The organism is Zobellia alginiliquefaciens (genome assembly GCF_029323795.1).
In the GTDB taxonomy this organism is placed as follows: Bacteria; Bacteroidota; Bacteroidia; order Flavobacteriales; family Flavobacteriaceae; genus Zobellia; species Zobellia alginiliquefaciens.
Window position 1 is genome coordinate 1,009,884 of the sequence record NZ_CP119758.1, and the last position, 13,371, is coordinate 1,023,254.

Genomic DNA, 13,371 nt, shown 5'->3' on the forward strand with positions numbered 1-13,371 from the left:
ATGACCGTCTTTAGAAAGATCAGAAAGAAACTTTTGGGCTCCGGTAAACTCAAAAGTTACCTCGTTTACGCTTTTGGAGAAATTTTACTTATTGCGATAGGTATTTTAATTGCATGGAAAATTAACGACCTGAACGAAATACGTAAAAATCGAATCGTAGAGCTCAAAATATACGAAAGTCTGTATGATGAGTTGAACACCAATTTAAAAGTTCTAAATTCTACTATAGACCGGTATTCCAGCACTTCCAAAACCTTGGAAAGCACTATGAACTACATAGGTCTGATGTCTAATGAAATTACCCTAGGTGCGAGAGATACTATTGTTCATATTAACTACTCCGAGATCAATCTGCTTAGTGGTGCACTCAATTCCGTTATTAATACTACCAAATTAGAACTTATTGAAAGTGACTCGCTCAAAAGCCTGATTACCAATTACCCCGCAGAAATACAACGTTTAAAATCTATTGATTCTAAAATAAAGGAAATAGTTTTAGACCGTTTACAGCCCACTTTAGAGAAGCACTTGGCACTTAAGGATATGTTAGCTAAAGACAATCCTAAATACACTCGGATAAAGACTTTTGGAGAAGAATCCAACTACTATGACTTATTGCATAGTAAAGATTACCAGAATAGTTTGGTAGACCGCCTTTTACAAACTGAAAATCTACTTACCAGTGCTAAGAAATTAAGAAATAGGACCCAGGTGATGTCCATAAAACTGAAAGAGGAACTGGGCTATGAGCTTTAAAACCCTCTATTTTTCCTTCTGAAATCTTCAATAAAAATAATTCTTACAGCCCCAACATAGAGAAAAATTGAGTCTTGTGACTTTCTCCAATAGGAATACGAATATCATCTATTACAATTCTATTACGTTGTATGGTTTTGATGAAATTTACATTCACTACAAAGGACTTGTGCACCCTTATAAATTGATTCCTCGGTAATTTCTCCAATATGTCCTTAAAACTAAGTAAGGTTAAAATGGCCTTATTTGACCCTACCACATGAATTTTTAAATAATCCTTAAGACCCTGAACATATTGAATATCGTCCAAATCTATCTTTACACTTTCATGTTCAGATTTTACAAAAATAAATTTCTGGCTTTCATTACCATCTCCGCGGGAAGGGAATACATTGGCAGCCGTTGATACCGGGGTATCTTTACGACTCAATAACTCTTTTGCCCTTAATACCGCTTTTATAAAACGCTGATAAGGAATGGGCTTTACAAGGTAATCTACCGCATTCAGCTCAAAACCTTCTACGGCATATTGAGAGTAAGCCGTAGTAAAGATAAAAAGTGGCCGGTTGTCCAACGCGCTAATAAAATCCAGCCCGTTTATTTGTGGCATTTCTATATCACAGAAGATTACATCTACCTTTTGCTCGTTAATTGCCGGAATAGCCTCAAGGGGATTTGTAAACGTACCTACCACCTCAACAAAACCTACTTTTTTACAATAATCTACCAATATTTCTATGGCCAACGGTTCATCGTCAATTAGTATACAATTCATAATTTATAGGTTTAAAATTAAATTAACTTCATAGTTTTCTCCATCATCTTCTATTTCTAGAAAATGCGAATTGGGGTATAAAAAATTCAATCTGTTCTTAACATTTTGAAGCCCTACACCACTATTTTCACTTTTTACTCTTTGCTTTCCTATTTTGTTTATCACGTACAATTGTATGGACTTCTCCTGTACTAGCAGGTTTATTTTTACCATAGTTTTACCTTGGTAGTCCGTTCCGTATTTAAAGGCATTTTCAATAAACGAAATAAATAATAGCGACGGAATAATTTTATTGGAATCGTCTCCCGAAATTTTTAAGAACACATTTTCACTATCGGCCAATCTTAACCTTTGTAATGCTACATAACTCTTTATGTACTCTATCTCCTTATCCAACGGTACCAAATCTTTATCCGCCTCATAAATCATATATCGCATCAGTTCTGATAAATTGATAATTGCTTCGGAAGTATGCGGTGATTTTTTTACCGATAACGAGTAAATAGTATTGAGAGAATTAAATAGAAAATGTGGGTTCAACTGAGTTTTTAAGAATTGAAGCTCTGATTGTACTTTTTCCTTTTCGACCGTCTTGCGAAGATTCTCGTTTCTTTGCAGTTCCGTATACACACGGAGCATAATGGCAAAAATGTAGGGAACAGCAAAACTTACCACTGGCATTAAAGAAAATCTAAACGGGCCCCTAGCTTCCCTATGCTCCTTCATGCGTTCTACAAAAGGGGCCAAGTTTTTGGGCATTTCCGGAGGAAATATATTATGAAGTCCATAACTAACGGCAAACAACAACACAATAGAAATACCTATATAGGTTTTCATTTTATCCCTAAGTAAAAAGTTAGGGACCAAATAATAATAATTGAAATAGAATATTGCCACAGCCATTACCCATTTAACAACGATATTAAACGGTATGGACCTTGACTCCAGGAAAAACGGGTATACTATTAACCCAAAAACCGCACACCATAAGAAGGTATGTACCAACCATTGTGGCAAATATTTTCTTTTGGAGGCGTTCATTTTTTACTGATTTTGAATAGTAATATTCAGATTTTTGAGTTCAGAAACGGTTATAAACGGAGCTTCGCCTTTTTTTATTTTTTTGAGAACCTCATCACCAATCAATTGAGCCTCTTTCTCTGTTTTAAACGGTAATTCTCCTTGAATTGCAGGTATAAACTCTTGTTTTACCAGAATCTTATCGGCATGTAAAATTTGATATCCAAATCCTTCACCTACTTCTATCACCTCTGAATGAAGTCCTTTTTGCTTTGCTTCCCCAGCGCTAAAGTTAAATGCAATATAAGCAACGACTGCGACCAATACTGCCAATAAAAAGTGAATTTTTTTCATGATATATCCAATTAAAAAATGGGGCAGACTTAAAAGTACTGCCCCATAACTAACTCAAATAACTATTTTTTAATCTTCATCATCGTATTCATCAAAAGGAAGAAACTCATATAAATCATCTAAATAAAGGCTACCTGTTCTACCTAGGCCAACCACGGCTCTAGATCCATTAGAAAATGCTACGCCATCTTGTCTTGTAGTGCCTTCAAAACTAGTTTTCAACTCCCAATCATCCGTACTAGGGTCATATTGCCAAACAGAACCTAAGGTTCCTCCAGACAGACCACAAGCAATATAACCGTAGCCGTTTAACGTAAAGCCTACTGCATTGCTTCGTACTATACTATAATCATCTTCCTCGTCCAGGTCTAATTTTTTAGTCCAACTTTCAGTTGCGGCATCAAAGGCCCAAAAATCATTAAGGTAAATTCCGTTAGATACGCCGGTGCCTAAATACACTTGGTCACCAATAGTAAAAGTTGTAGCCGCTCTTCTTTTATCCCCACCAAAACCAACTAGTTCCGACCAAGAATCCGTATTTGGGTCATATTTCCAGAAATCCTTACGATCATTTTCCCCGTCATATCCCGTACCGAAGTAGCCAAAACCGTTCATTCCGAAAGCAATTGCACTTCTTCTTGCCGTAGAAGGCAAAGAAGCTATGGCCTGCCAAGAATTAGAATTAGGATTATAAGAGAAAAAATCCCCCAATTCATCCAATCCATCATATCCGGAACCAATATAACCTGTACCATCAATCTGAAAACCTACGGCGGCATTTCTAGCGCTTCCTATAAAATCTGCTTTCTGAGACCAGAAATCACCATCCATATCATAGGCCCATAAAGAAGTAAGGTAGTCATCCCCATCATACCCCACTCCAGAATACCCTATGTTACCAATAGTAAAAGTTGATGTGCCACTACGGGGGCTACCATCAAAAACAGACCTATCTACCCAGTTACCCAGATACTCATCATCGTCATCACTAGAACAACTTACCAATGAAAAAATCATTGTGCTAAAAATTGTTACCGTCCCTATATAGTACTTGAATCCTTTCATGCGCTTCTTCTATTTTGTTCGCCAGTTAATTTTCATCAAAACTAGAACACGGTTCCCACCCATGAAACCGAAATAGATGAAGCCACTTATTTAACACATGAACATGGCTTTTTAATCTACCAAAACCATTTTCTATTTAATAGCTAAAATTCAGGTATTCGTCTCATAACTATGGGGTTTGGTCTATTCTGGTTTTTATGCCCTTACCTGCACAATACATTTACGCTCAAATTATATGGATATGAAAATTACATTGGCCATCCTTGTTTGCCTATCACTCCTAGTTTCATGCAGTACCGATGCGGTTAACGATTCAGATTTTGAAGCAGGAGACATTTTTACCGATAGTGATATACGCGTGGTTCAACTAGATACCATGACCGTAGATTTTTCTACTATGAAGTTTGATAGTGTAGATACGTCACAGTCCGTTCGTATGCTCCTTGGCAAATACAAAGACCCGGTTTACGGAACAGTCAAAGGAGCAAGCTTTATGGAATTTATACCAAGTTCATATTTTATTGATACAGATGCCGAATTTGATAGTATAACTTTTATCCTTAGGCCGGACAACTACTATTATAACGATACACTACAATCTAGCACCCTTCATATTAAGGAGTTGAGTGAAGCCTTAAAACCGGAAGATGGAGTTAATTTTTATAATACCAGTACAATAGATTTTTATGAAGAGGATTTAGGTGAGCTCACCTATATCCCAAGACCACTCTCAACAGACTCCCTTGAAGTAAAACTCTTGGACACCTTTGGTTTTAGTCTATTTGATAATTTTCAGCAGAAAAAAATTACCACTTATGACGAGTATAGAAATTCCTATTACGGTATAACCATTCAACCGGATGATACCGATGATGGTCCTATAATAGGTTTTTCATTACTCTCCACCATGAGGCTTTATTACAGTATTGCAGGTGAAGAGGAGCGCACCCAGTCTTATACAGACTTCACAATTAATACTACAAGTTCACCCGTTCCATTTTTCAATCAGGTTTCTGCTGAGGAACCAAATGAATATTTAAAGTCATTAACTGACCAAGAAACGAACCTTCACAGCACGGAAACCGATAATCTAAGCTTTATACAATCTAGCATAGGCATTGCAACTAGATTAGAATTTCCTAATATAAAATCTGTATTTGACATTCAAGGAGAAGGCACCCTTCTTGATGCCTCCCTTAAAATTTCGCCTTCGGTTAATAGTTATGACGACTTATTGACCTTAAGAGATACGCTATCTGTATTCGTGGTCGACCAAAACAACGAGCTTACCAGTCAATTGTTTTCAACAGATGGCAGTGTAGCACAGGCAATTTTGAACCGTAGCAATCAAGAGTTTAATGACATCTATTACGAGTTGCCCTTAAGTGGTTATTTAGAGGGATTGATTTCTACTGACCAAGAATCATCCGACGCCCTGATTCTATTACCAAGCGATTACAATTCGACTGTGGACCGTTTTGTTCTCAATACAGATATAAACTCTCAAAGTACCACACTTGAACTTACTTATGCGATTTATGACGAAGATGAATAATGCTTTACTGTTTTCCGTGTTTATACTTTTAATCCACGTGTCGGCACAAGCACAATCCGAAGGTTTAACCAGCTCTCCATATTCATTATATGGCCTTGGAGCTATAAACCAATCTAGCATTGGGCGTACCAACGGTATGGGGTATACTGGAATCGGCCTTAAAACTTCAAACCAAATAAACAATCTAAACCCCGCAAACTTTGCTTTGATTCCTAAGGGCTCATTTTTTTATGATGTTGGAATAAAAGCCGAATACAATCAATATAGCAACAAAGCGGATAGCGAAACAAAAACAACCTTTAACTTCTCCAATTTAGCCATGGCCTTTAGGGTAGCTGAAGGATTGGGCGCAGGAATCTCTCTTGTACCCTACAGCGAAATGGGGTACTCACTTATTGGAATTACATCTAATATTGAAGGAACGGAAGAAACCTTTGAAAGTAACGTAAACGGAATTGGAGGTTTAAGCGAGCTTAAGTTTAATTTAGGATACAGCGTTATGCCAAATTTCAGATTTGGCGCCAATGCCTCCATACTCTTTGGCAACATTGAAGAAAGTGAAGCTTTTGTTCTAAATCAAAGTACATTTAGCTCTGAGGAAACCACAAACTATTCCGGTATTCGCTTTGGACTAGGTATGCAGTTTGATGTGACCGATAATTTTACTATTGGTAGCACCGTTCAATTTCCTACAAGCTTAAAGGGTAACATAAAACGTTCCATCACCAAAAGCTTAGATGGCACGGAAATTACCGTAGAAGATGGGGCAAGTGATACTTCCGAAAATTTCAGCATGCCTCTAGAAGTAGGCTTAGGTATAAGTACAAACATCTTTGATTCCTTTACCGTGAGTGCAGACTACAAAAAGAACTATTGGGACGCCACAGGACAAACAGAAAGTTTAGGAAGTTATGCAGACCAAGACATTTACGCCATTGGCCTGGAGTATGTAAAAAATCCTACCAGCTATAAATACGCCGATCGTATACGCTACAGAACAGGTTTTAATTATGACAATGGATACCTTGCCATTAATGGGCAAAAAGTAGACGGATATAACCTTACAGCAGGCATTGGCATACCTATAGGACAGGGTCAAAAATCTATGATGAACCTATCTTATAGCTATGGCTCCAAAGGTCAGATTCAAAATATATTGATAAAAGAAAACTTTCACCTATTAACATTGAATTTTAGCTTAGAAGACCTTTGGTTCCAAAAGCGAAAAATTAATTAGAATATCTTCTATTTTGACCGTGGCAGAAAAACCTCGGCCATCATGCAACGTGCACTACCTCCACCACAAGTTTCAATAGTTTCTAAAGAACTATGAATAATTTCGCAATGCTTTTCAATAGCTTCAATTTGTGACGGAGTTAGACTATGATATGCAGATGAGCTCATTACTAAATAACGCTTTTCATTCCCTCCCAAAACCTGGAGCATGTTACCCGCAAAATGATGCATTTGCTGTTCTGTAATGGCAATTACTTCTTTCCCATCCTGTTTCAGGTGATCCACTACGTTTTTCCGCTCTTTTTTATCATCAATGGTATCAAGACAAATAACAGAAAAGTCTTCTGCCAAACACATCATTACATTGGTATGATAAATTGGCATTCGCTTACCTCCTACCGATTGGTTGGCCGTAAAAATAACCGGCGAGTATTCAAAATCTTCGCAAAACTCAATGAACAAGCCTTCATCCGCCCTATCAGAAAGAGCACAATAGGCTTTGTTATTCACCCTATCCAATGCCATGCTACCTGTAGCTTCTAGAAACACATTTTCTTCTTCCGCCGATGTGTAATCAACTACGTTTTCTATGGTCAAACCATTTTCCTCAAGAATATCCAAAATATCCTCACGTCTTTCACTGCGCCTGTTCTCAGCGAACATAGGATACAACCCTACCGTACCGTTTGCATGAAATGAAATCCAATTATTAGGAAATATAGAATCTGGAGTATCTGGCTCCTTGGTATCTTCAACTACAACTACGTTCACTCCTTTTGAACGTAAAATCTCTACAAAAGCATCAAACTCCTGCTGCGCTTTCTCATTGATCGTCGTATTCTGAACATCTATATCTTCTTGAAAATAATTGTTTACCGCAGTCTGTTCGTTCATTCGGAAATTGACCGGGCGAATCATTAGTATGGTGTTCGTAATCTGCATAGGAAACTCATTTAAATTTAGGCAAAATTAGGACTTTTAAAACGGTATGACCTAGTATAAATTGGAAAATAAGAAAAGGGGAAACTAGACCTATAAAGTAATTTCAGACCTTCTAAAAATTGGATTTTAGTATATTAAAAAGTACTACTCACGAACTAGTGGCAAGGTGCTACACCGTAGAAGACCTTCTTGTTTAGCAATCTCGCCATAGGGAATCTCTTCTACCGTAAAACCTTGCTCCCTCAGCCAATTATTAAGGCGTGTAAAGTTCTTTTCTGATACTATTACTTCCGGAGAAATAGAAAATACATTACTAAACATTTGATACATTTCATCCGGTGAAATCTCAAAGACATTTTCTTTTCCGAAAAAATCAACCAACCATTGATATTCTTCTTCTACCAAGAATCCGTTTTTGTGCAAAATAGCTTTTCCTTTTCCCAAGGGCTGAAAGCAACAGTCTAAGTGCAACGCATTCTGTTTTGCATCGGAATTTGATTTCCTCAGTTGGAATGATTTTACTTTTTTATGAGGAAATTGTTCTGTAATATAATCAACGGCAGCTTGATTTGTTCTTGCCGTAATATAACTAGCATAATCTTCTGCCGTATAGGTGCCGATAAAAATATAATCCCCCCAAGGCATAACATCACCACCTTCTACATGCACTTCTTCGGGCGGATGTAAGATTTGTTGTTCTTTAATTTTATCCAATACGTGAAGAATGGCTTCAACCTCTTTTTCTCTATCGGGTAAAATATTGGCTATAATAAGTTTGTCTTCTATGACAAAGGCGATATCCCTGGAAAAAATCTGATTACAATCAGTTAAGACTTCGGGTCTATAAACCTGAACATCATATTTACGAAACACCTCTGCAAAAGCATCCATTTCCCGAATCATATCCGCTTCCTGGGGGTATGTCCCCGCCAAAATGTGTTCCAATGATTTAGGGTCGTAGGCCTCCTCTGGTTTAGGTGTTGGGCCGCTACTTTTTGCAGTACCCAAAACCAATACCTTTAACCTTGAAATTTCATCGTTAACGTGAAGCTTAAGCATAACCTTTTTGCCGGCAAAGATAAGAGAACCAAATCGTGGACCACAACTATTTAAGAAAAAAGAAGTCCTTTCTTAAGAATCTCAAGAAAGGACTTTTTTTATAATTATTTACTGGTGTTTATCTTAAATCTACGTCTACAAAAGGACGAAGCGTTTCACCAATATAAACTTGTCTTGGTCTTCCTATTGGCTCACCGCGCAAACGCATTTCTCTCCACTGCGCAATCCAACCAGGTAGACGGCCCAATGCAAACATAACAGTAAACATTTCTGTAGGAATGCCCAGTGCACGATAAATAATACCCGAATAGAAATCTACATTAGGATATAGTTTTCTATCTACAAAATATGGATCTTCCAAAGCTTCTTTTTCCAAACCTTTGGCAATGTCCAAAATAGGATCATCAATACCTAAATTTCCTAAAACATCGTCTGCTGCTTTCTTAATTATTTTTGCTCTTGGATCAAAGTTTTTGTAAACTCTATGACCAAAGCCCATTAATCTGAAAGGGTCTGATTTATCTTTGGCTTTCGCCATATATTTTTTTGTATCTCCACCATCCTTTTCAATAGCCTCAAGCATTTCTAATACCGCTTGATTTGCTCCTCCGTGCAATGGCCCCCATAAAGCTGAAATACCTGCCGAAAGGGAAGCAAAAAGACCCGCATGGGAAGAACCGACAATTCTTACCGTAGAAGTAGAACAGTTTTGTTCGTGATCAGCATGTAAAATTAACAACTTATCCAAAGCTGCTATTACCAAATCGTCTTTTTGATAGTTCTGATTAGGTCTCTTGAACATCATTTTATGAATGTTCTCTACATAGCCTAAAGTGTCATCTCCATAATCTAGAGGCAATCCTTTTTTCTTTCTAAGCGTCCAAGCAACAAGAACCGGGAACTTAGCTAAGATTCTAACAATAGCGTGATACATATCCTTATCGGACGAAACATCTACCGTAGAAGGGTTAAAGGCAATTAACGCACTCGTTAAAGAAGACAATACACCCATTGGATGTGCGGATTTTGGAAACCCGTCCAAAATCTTTTTCATTTCTTCGTCTACATGAGACTCGTCCTTAATATCGGCATGAAATTTTTCTAATTCGGTCTTGTTCGGTAATTCGCCAAAAATCAAAAGATAGGCAACCTCTAAAAAATCGGCTTTTTCGGCAAGTTCCTCAATGGAATAACCTCTATATCTCAAAATACCTTTTTCACCATCTAGAAAAGTTATGGCGCTTTCACACGAACCCGTGTTCTTATATCCTGGATCTATTGTTATCATTCCGCTTGTGGACGACCGTAAACTCTTTATATCTATGGCGAGTTCATCTTCTGTGCCCTTTATTACCGGAAAATCATATTTGTTACCGTTATACTCTAAAGTAGCTTTATCTGACATTTTTGAATTTTACTTAAAATTGAAGTGGATGTAAATTTACGGAAAATGTAACATCTTAACAATGTTGTTTTTTCGTTTAATTAATAATTAACAATGATTTCATTAGTTGTTGTAGAAAAACCAAACTATACTAGAGAACGTATAATTTTGAATAGTATTCATCCAACGATTTTTCCCAAGTAAAGCGAACCTTCTCGGCATTACTTTTTATTTTTTTCCATTTAGGTTTATCGTTCTCCCAAAGGTCAATGGCCTCACTAAAATTCTTGACCATATTCTTAATTTTTTCATCATAGGTCATTCCATCAAAGGCAAAACCTGTAACATGGTGCTCAACCGTATCTTTCAGACCTCCCGTATGATGAACAAAACAAGGGTTACCGTTACGCATGGCTAACATTTGACTAATTCCGCACGGTTCAAAGAGACTTGGCATACAATACAAATCTGATTCTAAGTATATGGAATCTATTAAGTCTTCCGATTGTCCATTAGTGAAAATAAAATTTTGATGTTTATAACTCATTCCCCTAAAAAACTCTTCATAATCCGGATCCCCTGTTCCCAATAGCATAAAAATACCATCTACCTCCCGCAATCGCTGGAGCATTTGCTCAAAAGCCTCTGGAGAACGTTTAAAAAAGTAAAACTTCTGCTCGGTTAATCTGGCCACGCTCGAAACTATAAACTTAGGTTTTTCCGTTACGTACAACATAATTTTCTCCCCTGTATGAGCCAGAAAATCAGCTTTGTATTTTTTAGACTCATCTTGCAACCAACCAAATAGCGCCTTTACCGTATTTCGGTAAAGTCGACCCTTATCGGCCTTTCTAATATCATTATAATTGGATGCGTTTAAAATACCTATAAGACGACCTTCATTATTTGCATGTTGCAAATCTTTTTCCAGACTTTCTCCTCCCACAAATTCAGGTCTTGCACTTGGCAACATAACATCTTCTTTATAGGATGGAGATACGGTATGAACCGAATCTGCCAAGCGTATACCCACCGCCATAAGATTAATACAATCTTGGTAACGTGGGTCCTTTAAAGCGTCATGATCTAACTGTAGCTCTGGAAACCAATTATGCATAGAGGCATAATTATCATAGAACGGACGTATACCTTGAATTGCCAAATTATGAATACTGTACACGTAGCGCATTTTCTTCAATTCATTATATCTAGGATGATATGTCTTTAGGAATAATAACGCACTGGCATGCCAGTCATGCATATGAACAACATCTAAATCTCCAAAAGCGCCCATCTTTATGGCTTCTGCAACTGCAGTACAAAAGATTATGTACTTTATAAAATCCGTAAAAAAGGGTTCAGTTGGGTCATCATGATAAATATGTGCTATACCTCCTTCCTGAATTTCCGGATGATGAATTACATAATGTATTATGTTTGGACATTCTCTTTTACCAACCACCTCGTACAGTTCAGCCACATAGCTAGTTCCCCTTAGCTGAAAATTAAGATTTGTTCTAAAAGTGCCATTAAAATGAAGTCTTGAATACGAAGGCACCACTACCTGAACTTTATCTCCTCTTTTAGAGATATGCCTAGGAACATCGCGTACAACATCGCCCATCCCCCCAGCTTTACAGTTAGGTATACCATCATTTTCAGCAGCAACAAAAAGAAAATTATTCATGCGAGACGTTGGTTAGAAGTTTGTTAAAAAGATAGGCAAACTTTGCGATTACTCAAAAAAAAAAGCCCTTCGAATTCGAATTTTATCGAACGAAGGGCTCCTTTATTAATCACTTTATAATAGTCTATAACACTATTTAATCTTAAATGCTTTATCCTGAGGATAATAAGCCGTTTCACCAAGTTCTTCCTCAATACGAAGCAACTGATTGTACTTGGCCATACGATCCGATCTTGAAGCCGAACCTGTTTTTATTTGACCTGTATTCAATGCTACTGCCAAATCTGCAATTGTATTATCCTCTGTTTCACCTGATCTATGGCTCATTACAGATGTATACCCTGCATTTTTAGCCATATTTACAGCTGCTATAGTTTCTGTAAGCGTACCTATTTGGTTTACTTTTATTAAGATGGAGTTTGCAATACCATTTTCAATTCCTTTAGACAAACGCTCTACATTTGTAACAAAAAGATCATCTCCAACCAACTGAACTTTATCACCTACTTTTTCAGTCAAAGATTTCCAACCATCCCAATCATTCTCATCCATACCATCTTCAATTGAGATGATAGGGTATTTGGCACTTAAATCTGCCAAGTACTGAGCTTGTTCTTCAGAAGTTCTAACCACTCCTTTATCTCCTTCAAATTTAGTATAGTCATATTTACCATCAACAAAAAACTCAGCTGAAGCACAATCCAAGGCAATCATAATTTCATCGCCCAATTTATAACCTGCATTCTCAACTGCTTTTGCAATAGTATCTAGAGCATCTTCAGTACCCCCTGCTAAGTTAGGCGCAAAACCACCTTCATCACCAACAGCTGTACTTAATCCTCTATCATGTAAAACTTTTTTAAGATTATGGAAGATTTCAGTTCCCATTTGCATGGCATGTGAAAAACTTTTTGCCTTTACCGGCATTACCATAAATTCCTGAAAAGCGATTGGCGCATCTGAATGAGAACCACCATTAATGATATTCATCATTGGCACAGGCAAAGTATTTGCACTAACACCACCTACATAACGGAACAAAGACAACCCTAATTCATTAGCTGCTGCTTTAGCTGCTGCCAAAGACACACCCAAAATAGCGTTAGCACCCAACTTTGATTTATTTGGAGTACCATCCAAGTCGATCATCACTTGATCAAGAAGGTTCTGCTCAAAAACAGACATTCCCAAAATCTCCTCAGCAATAACCGTATTTACATTTTCTACCGCTTTAAGAACTCCTTTTCCCATAAAGGTATTGCCACCATCGCGAAGCTCTACTGCTTCATGCTCTCCTGTTGACGCTCCAGAAGGAACTGCCGCACGACCCATTACTCCATTTTCAGTAATTACATCAACCTCTACCGTAGGGTTTCCTCTTGAATCTAAAATCTGACGTGCGTGTACACTTAATATGATACTCATAAATATTATTTTTTGTTTGGAATTCTCTTAAATTTCAACAGCTGCAAATATACAAAACCGTGCAAGTAATGCATTGTACGGCGCAACTATATTACCGTAATTATAACGATTAC

At 37.3% G+C, this 13,371-nt stretch carries 12 protein-coding genes; 3 read left to right on the forward strand and 9 right to left on the reverse strand.

Annotated features, from left to right (window positions below; genetic code table 11):
- On the forward strand, positions 1 to 756 hold the full coding sequence (locus tag P0077_RS04195; RefSeq protein WP_276167913.1) for a hypothetical protein: 756 nt from the start codon (positions 1 to 3) through the stop codon (positions 754 to 756).
- Positions 757 to 799: 43 nt separating this feature from the next.
- Here the strand turns inward: P0077_RS04195 and P0077_RS04200 are convergent, their stop codons facing one another.
- From P0077_RS04200 to P0077_RS04215, 4 genes are all read right to left on the reverse strand, one after another.
- Entirely contained in the window at positions 800 to 1,531 is a 732-nt protein-coding gene (locus tag P0077_RS04200) for a LytR/AlgR family response regulator transcription factor (RefSeq protein ID WP_194524621.1), read from the reverse strand.
- A gap of 3 nt (positions 1,532 to 1,534) precedes the next feature.
- The gene (locus P0077_RS04205) at positions 1,535 to 2,572 is read right to left on the reverse strand and encodes a sensor histidine kinase (protein WP_276167914.1); all 1,038 of its coding nucleotides are present in this window, start codon (positions 2,570 to 2,572) and stop codon (positions 1,535 to 1,537) included.
- A gap of 3 nt (positions 2,573 to 2,575) precedes the next feature.
- Entirely contained in the window at positions 2,576 to 2,905 is a 330-nt protein-coding gene (locus P0077_RS04210) for a DUF4907 domain-containing protein (protein ID WP_276167915.1), read from the reverse strand.
- Positions 2,906 to 2,974: 69 nt separating this feature from the next.
- On the reverse strand, positions 2,975 to 3,970 hold the full coding sequence (locus P0077_RS04215; RefSeq protein ID WP_276167916.1) for a Kelch repeat-containing protein: 996 nt from the start codon (positions 3,968 to 3,970) through the stop codon (positions 2,975 to 2,977).
- 241 nt (positions 3,971 to 4,211) lie between these two features.
- Between P0077_RS04215 and P0077_RS04220 the strand changes: the two genes are divergently transcribed.
- Positions 4,212 to 5,525: a DUF4270 family protein gene (locus P0077_RS04220; protein WP_276167917.1), complete on the forward strand. Its 1,314-nt coding sequence runs from the start codon at positions 4,212 to 4,214 to the stop codon at positions 5,523 to 5,525.
- Positions 5,509 to 6,762, forward strand: a complete 1,254-nt coding sequence (gene bamG / locus P0077_RS04225; protein ID WP_194524626.1) for a BamG family beta-barrel-assembly machinery protein — start codon at positions 5,509 to 5,511, stop codon at positions 6,760 to 6,762. The genes P0077_RS04220 and bamG overlap by 17 nt, the downstream gene beginning before the upstream one ends.
- 8 nt (positions 6,763 to 6,770) lie before the next feature.
- Here bamG and ctlX read toward each other — a convergent pair whose 3' ends face one another.
- From ctlX to eno, 5 genes are all read right to left on the reverse strand, one after another.
- Positions 6,771 to 7,703: a citrulline utilization hydrolase CtlX gene (ctlX, locus tag P0077_RS04230; RefSeq protein WP_276167918.1), complete on the reverse strand. Its 933-nt coding sequence runs from the start codon at positions 7,701 to 7,703 to the stop codon at positions 6,771 to 6,773.
- A gap of 144 nt (positions 7,704 to 7,847) precedes the next feature.
- Positions 7,848 to 8,762 carry a dimethylarginine dimethylaminohydrolase family protein gene (locus tag P0077_RS04235; protein WP_276167919.1) on the reverse strand — a complete coding sequence of 305 codons (915 nt, stop codon included), beginning with the start codon at positions 8,760 to 8,762 and terminating at the stop codon, positions 7,848 to 7,850.
- Positions 8,763 to 8,880: 118 nt separating this feature from the next.
- Positions 8,881 to 10,167 (reverse strand): citrate synthase, encoded by a 1,287-nt coding sequence (locus P0077_RS04240; RefSeq protein WP_276167920.1) that lies wholly within the window; start codon positions 10,165 to 10,167, stop codon positions 8,881 to 8,883.
- 130 nt (positions 10,168 to 10,297) lie between these two features.
- Entirely contained in the window at positions 10,298 to 11,833 is a 1,536-nt protein-coding gene (locus tag P0077_RS04245) for a glycogen synthase (RefSeq protein WP_276167921.1), read from the reverse strand.
- A gap of 132 nt (positions 11,834 to 11,965) precedes the next feature.
- A complete protein-coding gene (gene eno, locus P0077_RS04250; protein ID WP_276167922.1) occupies positions 11,966 to 13,258 on the reverse strand; it encodes a phosphopyruvate hydratase in 1,293 nt (430 codons plus the stop codon).
- Positions 13,259 to 13,371 lie beyond the last annotated feature (113 nt).